Origin of the sequence: Pseudoalteromonas sp. 2CM41L (assembly GCF_023161905.1) — a bacterium.
Lineage (GTDB): Bacteria > Pseudomonadota > Gammaproteobacteria > Enterobacterales > Alteromonadaceae > Pseudoalteromonas > Pseudoalteromonas atlantica.
Genome location: NZ_JALNTN010000029.1, coordinates 1 through 19433 on the forward strand (window position 1 = coordinate 1; position 19433 = coordinate 19433).

The 19433-nt window shown below is 41.9% G+C and carries 18 protein-coding genes; 4 read left to right on the forward strand and 14 right to left on the reverse strand.

The annotated features are described in order from the left end of the window. The first annotated feature begins 298 nt into the window (after positions 1-298). Positions 299-610 (forward strand): hypothetical protein, encoded by a 312-nt coding sequence (locus MTF64_RS19555; protein ID WP_248452416.1) that lies wholly within the window; start codon positions 299-301, stop codon positions 608-610. 119 nt (positions 611-729) lie between these two features. On the opposite strand, the gene MTF64_RS19560 is transcribed toward MTF64_RS19555, so the two are convergent. Next, positions 730-1914, reverse strand: a complete 1185-nt coding sequence (locus MTF64_RS19560; protein WP_248452417.1) for an NAD(P)/FAD-dependent oxidoreductase — start codon at positions 1912-1914, stop codon at positions 730-732. Positions 1915-2242: 328 nt separating this feature from the next. Between MTF64_RS19560 and MTF64_RS19565 the strand changes: the two genes are divergently transcribed. Beyond that, complete coding sequence (locus tag MTF64_RS19565; protein WP_248452418.1) at positions 2243-4369, forward strand: S8 family peptidase; 2127 nt, start codon at positions 2243-2245, stop codon at positions 4367-4369. Positions 4370-4413: 44 nt separating this feature from the next. Here MTF64_RS19565 and MTF64_RS19570 read toward each other — a convergent pair whose 3' ends face one another. From MTF64_RS19570 to rplU, 7 genes are all read right to left on the reverse strand, one after another. Continuing rightward, positions 4414-4887, reverse strand: a complete 474-nt coding sequence (locus MTF64_RS19570) for a peroxiredoxin (protein ID WP_248452419.1) — start codon at positions 4885-4887, stop codon at positions 4414-4416. Between the two features lie 70 nt (positions 4888-4957). After that, on the reverse strand, positions 4958-6883 hold the full coding sequence (locus MTF64_RS19575; RefSeq protein WP_248452420.1) for a methyl-accepting chemotaxis protein: 1926 nt from the start codon (positions 6881-6883) through the stop codon (positions 4958-4960). A gap of 323 nt (positions 6884-7206) precedes the next feature. Next, the gene (locus MTF64_RS19580; RefSeq protein WP_004587925.1) at positions 7207-7584 is read right to left on the reverse strand and encodes a DUF3718 domain-containing protein; all 378 of its coding nucleotides are present in this window, start codon (positions 7582-7584) and stop codon (positions 7207-7209) included. A 78-nt stretch (positions 7585-7662) separates the two neighbouring features. Further along, positions 7663-8154, reverse strand: a complete 492-nt coding sequence (folA, locus tag MTF64_RS19585; RefSeq protein ID WP_248452421.1) for a type 3 dihydrofolate reductase — start codon at positions 8152-8154, stop codon at positions 7663-7665. A 72-nt stretch (positions 8155-8226) separates the two neighbouring features. After that, positions 8227-9378: an Obg family GTPase CgtA gene (cgtA, locus tag MTF64_RS19590; protein ID WP_004587923.1), complete on the reverse strand. Its 1152-nt coding sequence runs from the start codon at positions 9376-9378 to the stop codon at positions 8227-8229. 136 nt (positions 9379-9514) lie between these two features. Next, the gene (gene rpmA / locus MTF64_RS19595) at positions 9515-9772 is read right to left on the reverse strand and encodes a 50S ribosomal protein L27 (RefSeq protein ID WP_004587922.1); all 258 of its coding nucleotides are present in this window, start codon (positions 9770-9772) and stop codon (positions 9515-9517) included. A 16-nt stretch (positions 9773-9788) separates the two neighbouring features. Continuing rightward, positions 9789-10100, reverse strand: a complete 312-nt coding sequence (gene rplU, locus MTF64_RS19600) for a 50S ribosomal protein L21 (RefSeq protein ID WP_004587921.1) — start codon at positions 10098-10100, stop codon at positions 9789-9791. 421 nt (positions 10101-10521) lie between these two features. On the opposite strand from rplU, the gene ispB reads away from it, so the two are divergent. Further along, on the forward strand, positions 10522-11493 hold the full coding sequence (gene ispB / locus MTF64_RS19605) for an octaprenyl diphosphate synthase (RefSeq protein ID WP_054982281.1): 972 nt from the start codon (positions 10522-10524) through the stop codon (positions 11491-11493). Between the two features lie 94 nt (positions 11494-11587). On the opposite strand, the gene mdh is transcribed toward ispB, so the two are convergent. Beyond that, entirely contained in the window at positions 11588-12520 is a 933-nt protein-coding gene (gene mdh, locus MTF64_RS19610) for a malate dehydrogenase (RefSeq protein WP_004587919.1), read from the reverse strand. Between the two features lie 225 nt (positions 12521-12745). Between mdh and argR the strand changes: the two genes are divergently transcribed. Further along, positions 12746-13213: a transcriptional regulator ArgR gene (gene argR, locus MTF64_RS19615; RefSeq protein ID WP_004587918.1), complete on the forward strand. Its 468-nt coding sequence runs from the start codon at positions 12746-12748 to the stop codon at positions 13211-13213. Here the strand turns inward: argR and MTF64_RS19620 are convergent. The 5 genes from MTF64_RS19620 to MTF64_RS19640 all read right to left on the reverse strand — a co-directional run bounded on the left by MTF64_RS19620 (position 13210) and on the right by MTF64_RS19640 (position 19297). Further along, positions 13210-14109, reverse strand: coding sequence for a Dyp-type peroxidase (locus tag MTF64_RS19620; protein WP_004587917.1), 900 nt, complete (start codon positions 14107-14109; stop codon positions 13210-13212). The two genes, argR and MTF64_RS19620, sit on opposite strands and share 4 nt — an antisense overlap. A gap of 43 nt (positions 14110-14152) precedes the next feature. Next, positions 14153-15199 (reverse strand): ABC transporter ATP-binding protein, encoded by a 1047-nt coding sequence (locus tag MTF64_RS19625; protein ID WP_248452422.1) that lies wholly within the window; start codon positions 15197-15199, stop codon positions 14153-14155. After that, positions 15200-16831 (reverse strand): iron ABC transporter permease, encoded by a 1632-nt coding sequence (locus tag MTF64_RS19630; protein WP_248452423.1) that lies wholly within the window; start codon positions 16829-16831, stop codon positions 15200-15202. Beyond that, positions 16831-17835 (reverse strand): Fe(3+) ABC transporter substrate-binding protein, encoded by a 1005-nt coding sequence (locus MTF64_RS19635; protein ID WP_029773350.1) that lies wholly within the window; start codon positions 17833-17835, stop codon positions 16831-16833. The genes MTF64_RS19630 and MTF64_RS19635 overlap by 1 nt, the downstream gene beginning before the upstream one ends. A gap of 775 nt (positions 17836-18610) precedes the next feature. Further along, positions 18611-19297 (reverse strand): tRNA-uridine aminocarboxypropyltransferase, encoded by a 687-nt coding sequence (locus MTF64_RS19640; RefSeq protein WP_055014274.1) that lies wholly within the window; start codon positions 19295-19297, stop codon positions 18611-18613. Positions 19298-19433: the final 136 nt, after the last annotated feature.

A 19433-nucleotide genomic window follows, 5' to 3' on the forward strand; every position in this document is an offset into this window, starting at 1 on the left:
TTTTCACCCAAATTTGTATGCTTATTAGCATAACATTTCTTTCTTAATGGGTGGCCAAATTAACTATGCCACTACAACCTTAACTCCCTTAACCTGACCAGTCGTCTTCAAGAATACCTGCAACAAGAATAAATAAGCCCAGCGTTATTGAGTAAGAGAAGATACTTAAACTGCACGTTTTGCAGTCGTTCACAAAATTTTGAATGAAAAACACAAGATTAGATCCACTTATTTACTGTGCTTTTAGCCACAAACTTCCTACTATCGAACTTTATTGCTCATGGGATAAGGGTGATTTATGGATACTATAGTTTGTGATTGGCAAATAGTGACGGTCAAAAATAAAGAACATAACATCGGTAAAGTTTTGTGGGGTATCTGTGTTGAAGATAATTCTTTTAGATTCAGCAAAGGTGATTATAATTGCACTTCCAAATTGGTTAAAATAAAGCCAAAGAAAAACCTGATAAAAACAGCAAGCGGCAGTACTTACAAAGTAGTCGGTGAAGGTAAAAAAGCTACCGTTGAACTCTGTGATTTTGAATTACTTCGCAATGGTTTCAGCCCCCAGCAGATAACAACATTAAAAACTTCATCACTTCAACATTAATGTATCTAATAATATCAGTTCCGATAATGTAACAACTCTAGCCTATATTTGTCTTTATTTGATTATGGAATGTCTTTGTTTGCATCTAATTGTCTTCATCTAGAATCTAATAAGCTAGTTTAAGCATATTGCCCTGCAGCAAATCCACAGCTCCACGCATACTGGAAGTTGTAACCCCCAAGCCAACCCGTTACATCGGTTACTTCGCCTATAAAATATAAGCCTTTGGCTTTTTTAGCTTCAAAGGTTTTAGAGCTCAGCTCATCGGTATCAACGCCGCCCAAAGTTACCTCGGCGGTGCGATAGCCCTCTGTGCCATTAGGTTTTATTTGCCATGCGTGAATATAGCTTGCTAACTCATCTATTTGAGCATGGGTAAGCTGATTAATATTACAATCTGGAATCGCTTTGCTGTCGTGCAGTATGTCTATAAAGCGTTTGGGTAAAATAGTCGCAAGGCTGTTTTTTAATGATTTTTGGGCTTGTGTTTCTCGCCAATCAGCCAGTTGCTGTTTTAAATCGAGATCAGGGAGCAAGTTTATGCTTACTGCCTGCCCTGCTCGCCAAAATGAGCTTATTTGCAATATCGCAGGCCCCGATAAACCTCGGTGAGTAAACAAAATATTCTCTTTAAATACAGTGCCGTCTTCGCTAGACACTTCGCACGGTATACTAATTCCTGAAAGCCCTTCAAAGCGTTCTTTATCGTGTTGATGCAAAGTAAATGGCACAAGCGCCGCCATGGTAGGTAGTACGTTTAAGCCAAACTGCTCTGCAATTTTATAGCCTATAGGAGTGGCGCCAAGCTTGGGCATTGTTAAACCGCCCGATGCGATAACTAGCGATTCACAAGTAAGTGTTTCTTGCTCAGTGGTAACACGGTAGCCAATATCGGTTTTAGCCACATTTAACACTTCGCTGCGCAATTTAATATTAACACCAGCCCACTCGCATTCGGTAAGTAGTATATCAACTATATCTTGCGCGCTGTTATCGCAAAACAATTGGCCTAAGGTTTTATGATGGTATACCAAGCCGTGGCGATCCACCAGCTCAATAAAATCGTGTTGTGTATAGCGGCTTAAGCACGATTTAACAAAGTGAGGGTTACTGCATAAGTAGTTTTCTGGACTGGCATTTTCATTGGTAAAATTACAACGCCCACCACCACTTATTAAAATTTTTCGACCAGGCTTTTTGCCCATATCAAGCACTGTAACGCTACGCCCGCGATAACCTGCTTGTGCTGCACTCATTAATCCGGCTGCACCTGCGCCAATCACAATTACATCTACTTGATTCATTACTTCGCCCTACTCAAAAATTTGCCCAATTATAGCAAAGTTTGTTTAAACACTCTGAATAGAATTTATTATTAAATTTATAGCAACAAATGTAACCGAGACTAGTTATGGCTTTTCTAAACAGCTTAAAAATAACAATCCTTTATACTTATTTTTGTTTTGTATGATAAATACTAAACAACGACAAAGGCACCGTACACCTAGGTTATAACTAAAAGAAATAGGTACATAAGCAATTATTATTTTAAAGAAATTAACAGATCATTTACCTTTGTTTCTGTTTCGTAATTTAATATTACGAACTAACTAATAACAACTAGGGATAATTATGACAACAAGTAAATCATTTAAGCGTTGCGCTATCGCGCTCACTATTAGTACGGTATTTGCAGCATCTGCAAGTGTTGCCCAAGATGTGTCTACCTCTATGGCAGAAACCACAGCCAAACTACAAAGCCAATCGGGTTTTGAAACTCAGTTTATTATTAAGTACAAAAATAGCGCGAACGATATGCTAAGCATTTCGTCTGCTGACGCAAGCCCTGCAAATATGAAAAAGCGTGCTCAACGCTTTGTAAAAAATTTCGCTTCTAAAAAAGGTAAAGTAAAAGCGAAGTACATCCGAGCAATGGCGCTTAATAACCACCACGTTATGCGCGCAGATAAAAAACTAAGCGCTGCAGAAGCACAAGAATTTATGCAAGAAATGGTTGATTCTGGCAATGTTGAATACATTGAAGTGGATCAAATGTTAAAACCATTTGCAACGCCTAATGACCCTCGTTACGGCGACCAATGGCACTACTATGAGCAAGCGGGCGGCCTAAACTTACCAACCGCATGGGATACTGCAACAGGCAGTGGCGTAGTGGTTGCGGTACTTGATACTGGCTACCGCCCTCATGTTGATTTAAATGCTAACATTTTACCGGGTTACGATATGATCTCTAACCTATCGGTAGCTAATGATGGCGGCGGTCGCGACAGTGACGCACGCGATCCGGGCGATGCTGTAGCCGCTGGCGAATGTGGAAATAACGGCGCACAAGGCTCAAGCTGGCACGGTACGCACGTAGCAGGTACGGTTGCGGCTGTTACTAATAACGGTGAAGGTGTTGCCGGTGTGGCTTATGGCGCTAAAGTTGTGCCTGTACGTGTACTTGGTAAGTGTGGTGGTTTAACGTCAGACATTGCTGATGGCATTATTTGGGCATCTGGCGGAAATGTATCGGGCATTCCTGCCAACTCAAACCCTGCTGATGTAATTAACATGAGCTTAGGTGGCAGCGGCTCGTGTAGCTCTACCACACAAAACGCAATTAACACAGCACGCAGCAACGGTGCAGTCGTGGTTATTGCTGCCGGTAATGATAACGATAACTCAGCAAACTATAATCCAGGTAACTGTAGTGGCGTTGTTAATGTTGCCTCTGTTGGTCGTAACGGCGGACGAGCATATTATTCAAACTACGGTAGCAATATTGATGTTGCAGCGCCGGGCGGCGCACAAAGCTTTGCAAACGACTCTGAAGGCGTTTTATCAACCTATAACTCAGGCTCGTCTACACCTTCAAGCGATAGCTATGCGTTCTCTCAAGGTACATCAATGGCGGCGCCTCATGTTGCCGGTGTTGCAGCCCTGATAAAGCAAGCTAAACCAAATGCTACCCCAGATGAAATAGAAAGCATTTTAAAATCGACCACCCGCTCATTCCCAGCAACGTGTACAAGTTGTGGTACAGGTATTGTTGATGCAGCAGCCGCTGTAGCCGCAGCAAGTGGCGGTACAACACCTCCTACCGGTGGCGATAGCGAACTGACAGATGGCGAAGCTAAAACAGGCTTAAGCGGCGCTGCAAGTTCACAAGCGTATTACACGATGACTGTGCCAAGTGGTGCAACGAATGTTACATTCACAATGAGTGGCGGTAGCGGCGATGCAGATTTATACGTACGCGCAGGCAGCCAACCAACTACCTCAAGCTACGATTGTCGTCCGTACAAAGGCGGTAATAGCGAGGAGTGTTCTATTGATAACCCAACAGCTGGTACATACCATGTAATGCTTCGTGGCTACTCGGCTTATTCTGGCGTTAGTTTAGTGGGTAATATTACAGGTGGTTCTACAGGTGGCGGTTCAACTACACCAGAAGCCGGTGGCGGCACGGTGAGCGATGTAACGGCTACAACAGGTAACTGGAAGCACTATACCTTAGATGTGCCAGCAGGAATGAGCACATTTACAGTCACCACCTCAGGTGGTACAGGTGATGCTGACTTATTTGTTAAGTTTGGCAGCCAACCTACCGCATCTAGCTACGATTGTCGTCCTTATAAAAACGGCAACGCAGAAACATGTACGTTTAGCAATCCGCAAGCGGGTACGTGGCATTTAAGCGTTAACGCTTACAGAACCTTTTCGGGTTTAACATTAAGTGGCCAATACCAGCCATAATTAAAAGGCCCTAAGTGCATGCACTTAGGGCTTTAATAATGCGATTATAGTTTTTCTAACACAGATTCAGCACGGCTTACTGAAAACTCTTTGTCTTTTTCAACAAACAGTCCTGTTACTACATTATCGTCGACTACCATTGCATAGCGCGTAGAGCGTGTTCCACCAAAACTGCCGGTGTCTTTATCAAGCCCTAACGCTTTAGTAAAACTGCCATCGCCATCTGCTAACATGTCGATTTGTTGGGCATTTTGAGATTCTCCCCACGCTTTCATTACAAAAGCATCGTTAACCGATACACAGTAAATTGCCGCAATACCTTTTGCTTTAATTTTATCACTAAGGTTTATAAATTCAGGTAAATGCGCATTTGAACAGGTAGGCGTAAATGCACCCGGTACAGCAAAAAGCACAACCTTTTTACCATTAAAAAGCTCAGCGTTAGTGTGAGTTTGCATGCCTTCGTCTGTTAGCTGCGTTAATGTAACTGCGGGTAACGTTTGACCTTGTTCAATCATGATAAATCCTTAAAGCATTTGATTAATGAGCCTACAGTATAACGCTAATTACCTTTGTGTTAGCAGGTATTTACAAGCCAAGGTTTACTTTTATGGTTTGCATTTGCTGTTGTAACTGGCTATGAATATCGTCAACAAGTAAGCTTGATTCGCTTACTTGGCCTTTCATACTTTGCATTGACTGGCTAAAGTTATCTAGCAAATTACTTTGCTGTTTAGCCAGCTCCATGGCCTCAAAGGCCACTTTGTTGGCTTGCTGAGCGTTATCGGCCACGCCCTCTGAGTTTACTTTTAGCTCTTGCGCGTTTTGTGTTTGCGACTGCGCGCCATCTGCTAAGGCCGCAATTTGTGTAGATACTGTGCCCGACTTTTCGCTCAGTAGTGTGAGCTGCTCATTAATATCGCTCAATGAGCCTTGAGTTTGACGGGCAAGCTGGCGTACTTCATCAGCTACAACAGCAAAGCCTCGGCCATGCTCGCCAGCACGTGCTGACTCAATTGCTGCATTTAACGCTAGTAGGTTTGTTTGATCGGCAATATTGCGGATCACTTCAATAATTTGCCCAACGCCTTCAACCCCCGCAAGCAGCTCTTGTAGGTTTTGCATACTTTGCTCAACCCGTGTTTGCGTATCTGAGCTGGCACTTAGCATGCTTTGTGCAAAGCCTAAGCTTTGCTCCATTGCACTAAAAGTGTGCTGGGCGTTATCAGCCACTTGGGCATTAATATTATTTACCTGCTCGCCAATTTGTTGAATATCAGCAAGTAAATGTTGGTTTTGCTCCACTTGCCCATGACTTGTAGACGCTTTATGACTAATAGTTTGCAAATGCTCACTCATTTGCTGCATAAAATCATTTACCACTTTTAGCATTTGGGCACGCTCTTGAGCCTCTTTGCGCTGTCGCTCAATTAATAAATTAAAGTAACTGGCTATTTCGCCAACCTCTGTTTTTGGGTTCTTACTTTCAATATTCTTAAGCTCGTTACTTTCAATTAAAAAGGCAAACCCGTCTCTGAGTTGCCTTAATGGGTTGAGCACTTGGTTACGCTGCACAATATAAACACCCGCGGCTAGTATCACCAAAGCGCCAATAGCAAAGCAAAATACCCAAAATACGTTTTCTTTAAGCGCCCCTTGTGCATGTTTTAGTTGCTGCTCTGCATAAATAACGGTTTTAGAGAGCAAGCTAATTTGCTCACGCAATTCATTGGTGCCCGCTTCTCGTTGCTGGGCTTGCGCTAATGTACTGGCTAAATCGCGGGGGTAGCGGTTAGGCCAGCTGGTAATTTCAGATTTTATTTCATCGGCCAAATCTTCAGCTTCTTCGTCAAAAAATAAAGCATCTTCGTCAACTTCGCTCATAACACCTAGATTAGGGAGTTGCTCTATTTTGGCTGCTAACGCATTTAAATTAGCAATACTTTGCTGCAAACTTTGTTCAGTATTGCTGTCGTAACTTACGATTAGTTGATAAGTAAATAAGGCAAGGTTGGTCACCTCGTTATAGTAATCAGCGCCCAGTGTGTAATAAGCTTGCGCATCGCTATTTTGATTAGGGGATTTTTTTGCATAACCAATCAGTGACGAGGCTGAGCCGGCCATTTGGCGAATTGCATTATCAAGTAACGCCGTTTCGTTGCCCGACAATTTACCCAGCGCTCTATACTTACCTTTAATATCGGTATCTAACGTGCTGAGCTGATCATTTAATTGCTCGGCAAGTACCGAGGGGAGTACTGCGAGTTGCTGTGTTTTTACTTGTTCAATTAGGGCTGATGATTGATTTAAGTATTGGCTATCACCTTGTTCTAGATAACTGCCTAAGTCACCGGCTAAATCCACTAAAATCGTGTTTTTTAATTTACTGTATGCGCTGTCTTGTTGCTCAAGCTTAAGTAAAGTTTGGCTTGCCCATAATAGTGTGATGGCTAATAAAATACTTGCCAATGTTAACAGTATGGCTAACAGCCGAGTAAAAGATGATACGCGCATAAATAACAACCCCTATTGTTTAAGCGCGTAGACTATTAACTATTTATGACAATTTTATGTAACTCAGGGAAAACACGTATATTTGCCCCAAATATACGAGTAAAGGCTTAGCGAATACAGCGCCTTTATTAAACCAAGCAACTTAATTTATATGCTATTAAAGATAAGAAACGCGGGTTAATTATAAGGTGAGAGTTTCATCACTTGGGTGTGCAAATTATAAGAGGCTTAATACAGCTATCACCATTACTAAAGCGCTGCGTATTAGCTAACGCCAGGCACAAAAAAACCGCGACCCGCGCGGTTTTATTTTATTGTGTTAATTAAAGGCCTGCACGGTCTTTAATTACAGCAATTAACGGTGAGCCACCGTGGCCATTGCCTTCAGCCCATGCTATATCAGCGCCATCAGACAGTGCGCTTTTTGATAAGTTTTTAACTATGTACTCGCCCGAGTCAACAGCGTTACTAACTACAGCATGGCGAAGTAAATTATTACCATTACATTGAATAGCATCGTAAATATTGCGAATTTTTACACGTGAGCTTTTTAGTTTACTACGTAAACGGTTTTTATCATCAGCTGCGATATATTCACAAATAGATACTGCTAATTGATCATTGGCTTTAGCAGGCACGGTATACATTAACGAACCAGCAGCAACGGCTGTAATAACAATTAGCTTTGACAATTTAAACATGAAACACCCTTTATGGTACTTTTTACCTATGTTGATTGTCTAATATTGTACCAACCTGCTGTAAGTTTCGCAATAATGTTAATCTTTTTTATATAAAGTTACGAATTTATAACTATATTGATTCTTTTCGTCGGGTTTATTTGCCTGTTCGTCGACGTTTTTCCACGTTGCTACCGCTTGGTAATCTGGAAACTGCGTATCCCCTTCAACCTCTAAATCTATAAAGGTTAAATATAAACGATCGGCCCTTGGTAAAAACTGCTGATAAATATTACCACCGCCAATTATCATCACCTCTTCTTCGGCTTTAACTAGCTCTAGCGCAGCCTCTGGGGTGCTGACCGTCTCAATACCTTGAGCGCTATACTGGCTATTACGGGTAATAATTATGTTGCGACGCCCAGGTAAAGGACGACCTATCGATTCAAATGTTTTACGCCCCATAACGACAGGTTTGCCTGTTGTTACCTTTTTAAAATGCTGTAGATCGGCGGGTAAATGCCACGGCATTTTATTATCAAGACCAATTACACGGTTGTTTGCCATTGCGGCGATCATTGAAATTATCACATCAAATACCTAGTACTTTATTCTTAAAAAATAAAAAAGGAGCTTATGCTCCTTTTTAAAATATGTTTTTTATTAACGCTCGTAGACGACTTCTACATCGTAGTCGTCTTCATCCCAGTCGTCCCAATCATCATCATCGCCTTTGGTTGCTTTTTGATGATAAGTATCCCACTTGAACTCAACTTCTTCGTCTTCAATCTCAACGAACTTCTCTTTAGGCATGCTATCAAGTAATGCCATAATATCGTGAATTAATGGCTGAGTATTAAGCTTATTGACTGCTGAAATACGGTAAACGTTTTCTTCTTCACCTAGCTCTTGCGCAATTTGCTCACACAAAGCTTGCGCTTCATCTTCTGGTAATAGGTCTATTTTATTAAACACTAACCAGCGTGGCTTTTCTGCAAGCTTAGGGCTGTATTGGTGTAACTCGTTAATAATGGCAAATGCATTATCAACAGGGTTTGAACCATCAACAGGCATAACATCAATCACGTGCAACAATACACGACAACGCTCTAAATGCTTCAAAAAGCGAATACCTAGGCCAGCACCGTCTGAGGCCCCTTCAATTAAGCCCGGAATATCGGCTATTACAAACGATTTGTTAGCCTCTGGGCGCACAACCCCTAAATTAGGAATTAGCGTGGTAAACGGGTAATCAGCTACTTTTGGCTTTGCTGCAGATACACTGCGAATAAACGTTGATTTACCTGCATTTGGCAACCCTAATAGGCCTACATCGGCAAGTAGCATAAGCTCTAATTTAAGGTTACGAACTTCACCTGGAGTACCTAACGTTTTTTGACGTGGAGCACGGTTAGTACTTGATTTAAAACGTGCATTCCCCAAGCCATGGAAACCACCTTTTGCAACCACAATTTTTTGACCATGCTGCGTTAAATCGCCTAACGCCTCTTGAGTGTCAACGTCGGTAATACGTGTACCCACAGGTACTTTTACTACCAAGTCTTCGCCCTTTTTACCTGTACAGTTACGGCTTTGACCATTAGTACCACGCTCGGCACGGTGAAAACGCTCAAACTGGTAATCAATTAGGGTATTTAAGTTTTCATCAGCTTGTAGATAAACACTACCACCGTCTCCACCGTCACCGCCGTCCGGGCCACCGTCTGGTACATATTTTTCTCGACGGAAAGACACGACACCGCTGCCGCCGTCACCAGCTTCTGCGCGAATTTCTACTTCATCTACAAACTTCATGATTACTCACTTTAGGGATTGGCTTTAATTTAACTATTATATACCCAAGCCAACGTAAATGCAGGCTTGGGTATATATTTGACGTTTCTGAAAACAAAAAACCCCGCAAAGGCGGGGTTTTTTACTACCTTACTGATTACTCAGCTACGATAGTTACGTATTTACGGTTTAAAGGACCTTTTTGTTCAAATTGAACTTTACCATCTGCTTTTGCGAAGATAGTGTGGTCTTTACCGATACCTACGTTTGCGCCAGCGTGGAAACGAGTACCACGTTGACGAACAATGATGCTACCCGCTAGAACTGATTCGCCACCAAAACGCTTAACACCTAGGCGTTTGCTTTCTGAATCGCGACCGTTACGAGTACTACCAGCTGCTTTTTTATGTGCCATTTCTAAGTACCTCTAATTAAGCGCTAATGCCAGTGATTTTAACTTCAGTGAACCATTGACGATGGCCCATTTGCTTACGAGAATGCTTACGGCGTCTAAATTTAACAACCTTAATCTTCTCACCGCGACCATGTGAAACAACCTCAGCTGTTACTTTACCACCGTTTACGAACGGTACACCGATCTCGATTTTCTCACCATCAGCAACTAAAAGTACTGAATCAAATTCAACTGCTGCACCAGTTTCAACGTCTAATTTTTCAAGACGAATCGTTTGACCTTCAGTCACACGATGCTGTTTACCACCACTTTGGAAAACCGCGTACATAATTAACTCCGTCTGTGCGCCCTCAAATCGACGCAACTAAAATATTCTTCGATAGGGCGCGAAGTTTACGCTAATGCATAAAAACTAGCAAGCCTATTTTGTAATTAAAATGAATAAAAAGTAGCTGCATTGAGAGCAATTCAATATTTCCCCCATTTTATATTAAATTGCCCTGTTGCCAAGCGCTTTTTAGTGCAAAGACAAAATAAATTTACGTGTCGCTATGCCTACTCCAGAACCCATTGACTGCGCAATAAATAGTCGCGCTTTGAGTGTGAAATATACAATTAAATACCCTAATTAAGCGCTAATTAAGGTTTTTAACTCGGTTTTTTTAATGAATCGTCACAAAATATCGAGCTAGTGCTTTTTTTGTTGTACAATCAGCGCCGTTCACACATAAAAATTGGCTCGGAGATCAATGGATATAAAAGCTATCCAGGCGTTAATCGAAAGCGATATGAATGACGTCAATCAACTTATACACGCGCAAATGCGCTCAGATGTGGCGTTAGTCAATCAACTTGGTTTGTACATCGTTAACAGCGGCGGCAAACGCGTACGCCCGATGCTGGCAATATTGGCAGCAAGAGCTTTGGGTTACCAAGGTAAAGATCACATTACTTTGGCAACGATTGTTGAATTTATTCATACTGCAACACTATTACATGATGATGTTGTTGATGAATCTAACCTGCGCCGTGGTACACCGACTGCAAATGCCGAATTTGGTAATGCTGCCAGCGTGCTGGTTGGGGATTTTATTTACACCCGCTCGTTTCAACTTATGGTGGGGCTGGGCAAAATGCAAATTATGCAAGTGCTTGCTGATGCCACCAACGTGATTGCTGAGGGTGAAGTATTGCAACTTATGAATTGCAACGACCCTAATACCACCGAAGCAAGTTACATGCAGGTTATTTACTCTAAAACGGCTAAATTATTTGAAGCCGCTACAGGGCTTGCAGCTATTATTACCGAGCAAGATAACAGTGTGTTAGATGCGCTTAATTTATATGGTATGCATTTAGGTACTGCTTTTCAGTTAGTTGATGACGTGCTTGATTACAACGCAGACGCTGACCAATTAGGTAAAAATATTGGTGATGATTTAGCAGAAGGTAAGCCAACCTTACCGCTAATATATGCGATGAAGCACGGCAGTGATCAGCAAAGAGCCCTTATTCGTGATGCCATTGAGCATTGCAATGGTATGGATAACCTTGAGGCTATTTTAACGGCACTTAAACAAACCAACGCACTTGAATTTACAATGCAAAAGGCGCAGCAAGAAGCAGACAAGGCCATTGCCTGTTTAGACTTTTTAGCAGAGTCGCAGTACAAGCAAGCGTTAATCAGCTTAGCGCGTATAGCTGTAGAGCGAGATCACTAACTTTGCAGCCTCCCTTAATTAGTGTTTAAGGGCCATAATTTTCGAGCAATAAAAAAGCCTGCATAAGCAGGCTTTTTTGTGCATAACTTGGCTATTACGCCATGAAATCAACACCTTCTTTGATGTCTTTTTTCAGAGTTTCAAGCATGTCGTTTTTAGCTTTTTCTTCAAATGCGCTTAGCTCGCCGTAAGAAAGAATTTCTTCTACGCCGTTTGTGCCTAAACGTACTGGGTGAGCAAAGTACTCTGCATCGCCATTTTCAACAGCAACGTATGCGTAATCTACTACGTCTTCACCTTGTAGGCCTTTAACTAAAGACATACAAAAACGTGCTGCAGCAGCACCCATAGATAATGTAGCTGAACCACCGCCCGCTTTAGCATTTACTACTTCAGTACCTGCATTTTGGATACGTGGAGTAAGTGTAGCTACTTCTTCTTCAGTGAAGCTTACGCCTTCAACTTGAGAAAGTAGAGGTAGAATGGTTGTGCCTGAGTGGCCACCAATTACTGGTACTTTAACGGTTGCTACGTCTACGCCTTTAAGCTCAGCAACAAATGCTTCTGAACGAATTACGTCAAGCGTAGTGATACCAAATACGCGCTTAGCGTCGTAAGTACCTGCTTTTTTGAATACTTCAGCAACAATTGGCACAGTGCCGTTTACTGGGTTAGTGATAACACCCACTAACGCTTTAGGACAGCTAGCTACAATGCCTTCTGCTAATGTTTTGATGATACCTGCGTTTACGTTAAATAAATCCGCACGATCCATACCTGGTTTACGTGGCATACCCGCTGGGATAAGTACGATATCACACCCTTCAAGCGCTTTATTTAAATCGTCTGCGCCAAAACCTGCTACTTTAACATCTGTAGGGATGTGAGATAGGTCAACCGCAACACCTGGTACAACTGGTGCAACATCGTAAAGTGATAATTCAGAACCAGCTGGTAAGCCTGTTTTTAATAATAAAGACAACGCTTGACCGATACCGCCTGCAGCACCTAATACAGCAACTTTCATTGGAATTCTCCGTAATTTGAGGTAGGAAATATTTGTGGCTCTTAAGATAATGAAATTAGCGACTAAAAACAAATTTATCCTGCTTATTTCAGGTATATTTTCGACCATAGTTGTAAACTTTGTTGGTTTATCGCAGCAAACTGGCAAGTTAACTAAACAACTGCTGCATAATTATTCATTTTTGTGTAGAATTTGCATTATAAATAACAAAAATGAATAAAGACTATGCAACCACAAGACAAACAAGAAGCGCTGGTAAAAGCGTTTAAAGCACTTTTAAAAGAAGAGAACTTTGGCTCGCAAGGCGAAATAGTCGAAGCATTAAAAGAGCAAGGCTTTGACAATATAAGCCAAAGTAAGGTGTCGCGCATGCTTAGCAAGTTTGGCGCTGTGCGTACCCGTAATGCTAAACAAGAAATGGTTTATTGCCTACCCGCAGAAATGGGCGTACCGACTGCTAAAAGCCCACTACGTCAGCTTGTTATTGATATTATGCATAACGAAATGATGATTATTATAACCACCAGCCCAGGCGCTGCGCAGTTAATTGCCCGCTTATTAGACTCACTAGGCAAAGCGGATGGTGTATTGGGCACAATTGCCGGAGATGACACTATTTTTATTGCCCCAGCAAAAATATCTGAAATAGACATTACACTAGAGCGCGTACGCATTTTATTTGATACGGTTTAAAGCTGTTTTAAAAAACTAACTGACGGCGCAAAAAACGCTGAGCCCATATCGGCTTGAGTAAAATCAAGCCAGTGGTCGTAACACTCCCCTTTTCCTATGCGGCTGTTAAGTACCTTTTCAAACGCACTTCCCGATGCAGAGCATGTAATACTTAGCATGCCTTGCTCGTAAACATCGCCATACGGCATGCTTTGGTTAAGCAGTATTGCTTGGCCGCTTTCATCTTTTAGCTCACTTCTAGTCGCGTGGCTCGTATCTACCTTAGGCTCAATTAAGGTGTTATCTAAACGTGTACGCCCCATAATATGCTCTTGCTCGCTTAGTGATAAATGCTGCCATACGCTCAGGTCATGCTTATAACGCTGTACATGAATATAGCTGCCTTGGTGTTCAAAGCTGTCGGGGTTATTAACCAGTGCCGTGATTCGTTTTTGGCGTCCATGTGGGGTGTCGCCTGCATAAATAAAGCCGTTAAAGTCTCGCCCATCTAAAAACCTAAAATTGCGAATTTGTTCAACCAGCTCTACATCGGGCGAAAACAACTTTAATATTTGCAATGCAAAAAGGTGATTAACATCTTCTCGGTCTGAGCGAATTTGTATGAATAAATCACATGGCTGTACGCGCATAACAAAATCACTGTGATTTATATTAGGAAAGCTTTGCAGCTCGCTTGGGATATATTCAGGTAGTATATGCGGCCAATATTGCGCGCCTATAGCCACCATGCAAGAGAGCATGGCTTCGGAGAACTGATCACTAAACTCTTCTTCAATTGCGCTTACGCGCTTAAGCTTTGCGCGCAATGACTCGTCTTGACCATCAAATACATTAAAAAATAAATGCAAACCGTGTAAGTTTGCTTCAGCACAAATCCCAGATTGCGCTTGCGCCATTGTTATTCCTTAGCTTTATAAAACACAGCGAATAACACATTTGTTATGATTCGAAAAAATTCACCGTGTGAGGTTTTATTTTTATTATAACCTGCTCATTTATTTCAAATGACTGGCCATATTGTGCGGCAACTTCAATCTCTTGCTCTGCAATTACAACAGTGTAAACATAAGCCGAGCCTATAAACCGACGGCTTAAAATGCTCACACCTTGAGGGTTATCGGCCTGCGTATTTTGCGCAAGCTCAATATGGTGTGGACGAATATACACCACCCCTTTTATTGCACTGTGCGTATGCTCATGCTGCGATTGCACGACACCAAAAGGCGTTGTGTATTCAGTTGCCGTTAACACTTCTGCGCCTAAGTATATGCCCTGACCCAGAAACTCTGCAACCTCCTTTGTCTTTGGCATGGCAAAAAGCTGCTCTGGTGTACCTTGTTGGGCTATTTTTCCTTGGTGCATAATGGCTAGCGTGTCTGAAAACGCAAAGGCCTCTTCTTTTGAGTGGCTAACAAATACCGCAGAAACCTGCTGCGCTTTAATAATGCGCCTAATATCAGCAATTAACTCAAAACGTACTTGTGTATCTATGTTCGAAAAAGGCTCATCAAGAAGCAATAAACTAGGCTTATAAGCCAAAGCCCGCGCAATAGCCACGCGTTGCTGCTGGCCACCCGAGAGCTGATGAGGGTAGCGTTTTGCACACCCTGTTAAATGCACTAGCTCTAGCATTTCCTCTACCCGTTGCTGTTTTTGAACTTTGCTTATTTTACCCAGCCCAAACGCAATATTATCGGCCACACTGAGGTGCGGAAACAGGGCATAATCTTGAAACATCATCCCTATATTACGATGCTCTGGTGATACAAATGTATGCTTGTCGCTTACACATTTGCCATCTATAAATACCCTACCTTCATTTATTTCAATAAGGCCAGCAATTGCTTTTAAGGTGGTTGTTTTACCGCAGCCGCTGGCCCCGAGCAAACACACAATTTCGTCTTGACCCACCGTTAAATCTAAATTGTGTAGCACGTGCGTGCCACTGTAGTGATAACCCACACCTTGTAAATTTAAACGGCTCATTTAACTGCGTTGCTCCATAGAACGATTAATAAAATACAAGGGGATCAACCCAACTAAAACAATAAATAAAGCGGAAATAGAGGCAAGCTCAAGCTGCTCATCGCTCACATATTGAAATACATGTGTGGCTAAACTTTCAAAGTCAAAAGGCCTTAATAGTAATGCGGCTGGCAGCTCTTTCATACATTCAATAAATACAAGCAATGCAGCTGTTAAAAGACCTCGACGTAATAAAGGAAGGTGCACTAAGCGCAGTGTTTGCCCTTGGCTTTTACCCATAGATTGGCTAGCCATATCCAGTGATGGACTAATACGCACAAAGCTCGATTCTATAGCACCGTGCGCAATGGCATAAAAGCGCACTAAGTAAGCCAGTATAATAGTGACAATGCTGCCAGTTAGTAATAAACCTATATCTAGGTTGTAGCTCTCAAGGGCTATATTTATTGAGTTTTCTAATGCGCTAAGCGGTAATAACACAGCAATAGCCAGTACCGTACCTGGCAGTGCATAGCCGGTGCTCGCTAAGCGACCAGGTATTAAAGAATAGCCTTGCTTTGCCACACGCTGATAAAAAACGATTAGTGTAGCGAGTATTATACTGGCTACGCTTACAATAATAGCTACTTGTAAACTTTGCCACGCGTAACTAAAAAATGCCGTGTTCCACGCTTTATCAAAGTAAGTTATTGCATAATTTAGCAATACCAACATAGGTATAATAAAAGCAATGAGCAAAATAACACTGCAAAATGACGTAGCCAGCCATGCTTGTTTACCTTTAAGTTTGTATAACGACTCGCTATTAACACCTGATTGACGCTCAAACACGGCTTGGTTACGCCGACTAAAGCGCTCCGCCATTAAAGCTAAAAACAGCAGTAACAGCATAACGCCCGATATTTTCGCTGCAGCCGTGAGTGAGTAATAACCAAACCATGTATCGTACACCGCGGTGGTTAAGGTGCTCACTGCAAAGTAACTTACCGTTGCATAGTCGGCCATGGTTTCCATGCTTATGAGCGCAAGGGCTGCCACAATTGAGCCACGAGAAAGCACTATACTTACCTTAAAAAAGCTTTGCCAAGGCGATAAACCCATTAATTGACTAGCTTGCACTAGCTTAAATGACTGCTCTCGCAGTGCGGTTTTAAAAATTAAAAATAAATACGGATACAGCACAAGTGCGATCATCACCATAGCGCCGGGCAAAGTGCGAATATCAAAAAACCAATAATCCGTTGGCGAGTGCCAATCAAACCAGTCTCTTAGGGCTATTTGCACAGGGCCAGCGTAATCTAGCAAATCGGTATACACATAGGCTATTAAATAGGTAGGCATTGCAAGGGGCAGCATAAGCGCCCATTCAAATTGCTTTTTTCCGGGGAAGGAACAATACGCACTGAGCCAGCCAAGCGGTAGCGCAATTGCACAGCTAAGCAGGCATACGCCAAAAATAAGCAGTACGGTGTTAGTAATATAATCCCACAGCACGGTATCCCACAGATGAGAAAATACCTCTGAGTCGCCTTGTAAAGATTCATATATCAGAAAAAACAGCGGGGCCGACAATAAAAGCCCTGTCGACCAAGCAAAGAGCTGCCATTTAGACAGCTTAAATATAAAATTCATTAAAGGTCGAACTTCACCTCATCTATTAGCTTAAGGGCTAACGGACGATATTTACTGATCTCATCAAGTGCTAGGCCGTCTTCTTTAAAGCTTCCCCAAGAGGCGACTAAACTTGATAGCTCAACGCCTTGCTTAACCGGGTACTCCATATTTACAGAGGCATACATATTTTGAGCTTTGGTTTCGCTCATAAACTCAATAAGCTTAAGGGCATTATCAGGATTTTTTGCATATTTAGTAATGACAGCACCCGAAACATTTATGTGTGAGCCGCGATTTTGCTGATTAGGAAAATTAATATAAACAGACTCAGCCCACGCTTTTTGCTCGTCGTCTTGAAGCATTTTGCCAAGGTAGTAACTATTACCTAAAGCAAGATTACACAAACCTTCTTTTACCGCTTTTACCTGCGCGCGATCGTTACCTTGTGGCTTACGTGCTAAATTAGCTTTAACACCTTCTAACCATGTTTTAGTTTTTTCCTCGCCGTGATGAGCAATCATCGAAGCAACTAAGCCAAGGTTATAAGGGTGCTTGCCAGAGCGTGTACAAATTTGTCCTTTGTACTGTGGGTTAGCCAAATCTTCGTAGGTGAGTTCAGGTAATGCACCTAGGCGCTCTTTTGATGAATACACATTACGAACCCGCTTAGTTAATGCCACCCACTGCCCGTCGCTATCTCTATACGACGCAGGAATATTGTTTTTAATGCGATCACTTTTAATACTTTGCGTTAAATTTAGATCTTCTAGCTGAATAAGTGCACTAAAATTAGATGTTAATACTAAATCGGCTTTACTGTGTTTTCCTTCACGCTTAACACGCTCTATTAACCCTTTTTTTGCAAAAACCACATTCGTTTTAATGCCAGTTTGCTTAGTGAAGTCAGTTAAAATAGGTTGAATTAAAAACGGTTGACGAAAAGAGTAAATATTAACAACATCGCTCGCAAACGCAGGCGAAGCGCTAATAATACAAGTAAGTATAGCCAGTGCAGTTCTCATATCAATTTACCTAAATAGTAATTATTTACAGGGGATTTTATCGTGATACGTGAAAATATACACTCTTTACATAAATGTAAATAAGTAATTAATGACCAAAAGGGAAATACCGCGTAAGACATCTCTTACAGAGCTGACAGCTAATGAGTAAAAAAACCTATAACAACCCAGCAAAACTAGTGTAAGCTGTTGTTTTTGTTTAATTTGTTATAAATACTCATTTTTTATAAGTAAATCTATAGCCGTTTTAACCTATTTTAGTTGCACCAGCACGCTACAATTACTACATCAACCAAGCAGTGATGCTTATCGAGTAAAAGGAAATGGACTGCTTACTCGAACAACCAATGATTAGGTTACTACGGACAACACGGAAATTAGGACAGGCTCAGGATGAGTATCGCAATGGATTGTTGCACAAAGGAACGTATCAGGACGATACAGCAAGGATAACAACAGCGGATAGTTGTTTAACAGGATGTGATAGGAATTAAATGGACAGGCCCTTGAGGCAACACAATGGAATTGTAAATTAATGGACTGCACTAGGATGTGCCAAAAGGAATAGGTAATAGTTTTTACCACTACAGGATGTACAGGGATTTAAAGGAGATAGGCCCGGATAGCCTAAATTACATAGAACTAAAAAGTAATATCGTAATCACATGGATAAGTAAAAATTGGAGTTGATTAAGTTCAATTGCAGGATGCAAAATTAGAAGATTCCGCAAGCGCGCCTAGAGATAGAGCGCGCTTTTCTTTGCCTAAAATTAAGTTACTGTGGCCTGCCCTTATTTCGCTTACCAAGTAAGTACGCATCACGAAATTTTATAAAGTGCTGTTCAAGCTTTAAGGCGGCATCTTGCTCACCTGCGAGCGCTAACACCATAATGCCTACCTCAGCAGTGCCTAACTGGTATGCGTGAGGTGCAACGCGTAAACGGTAATCTGATAGTTTATCAGCGGTGATCGACAACACCGGTAAATTATCTAGGTACGGGCTTTTGCGGATCATTTTTTTAGCTTCGCGCCAGGTACCATCTAAAAATATAAATAATGGCTTTTTGCCAGGCTCAATGTTTACTTCGGTGGTTGCCCTGCCCGGCTCTACATCTTCAGCTGGAAATATCACCATAGGTTGATAATCAGCGTTGTTTAGTAAAGCTAATAGCTCAGCGCTTGGCTCTGTTCTGTCCCATCTAAATGCATAGTTGTCAGGGACTATTTCAGCAATTAAACGCCCTGTGTTTGACGGTTTAAAGCTTTCATTATGATACATTAATAAACACACGCCAGCATCGCACTGCGCTTGTTCTACCCCCTCACATATACAGTAATGCTTAGCAATTAAACACTGCTCACAGCGCTCCATTTTGCCGCCACGGGCATTAAATTCGCGGCGCGATTCGCTAATTTGCTGAGCACGCAAAACTAATACTGAGTTATGTTGGGGATTTTTCAAGGGGGCTATTACCTAAAATTTGTTCGGCGCGTATTGTAGCTAAAATAAAAGGGAATAGATATCAGCTATCAGCTATCAGCTATCAGCTATCAGCTATCAGCTATCAGCTATCAGCTATCAGCTATCAGCTATCAGC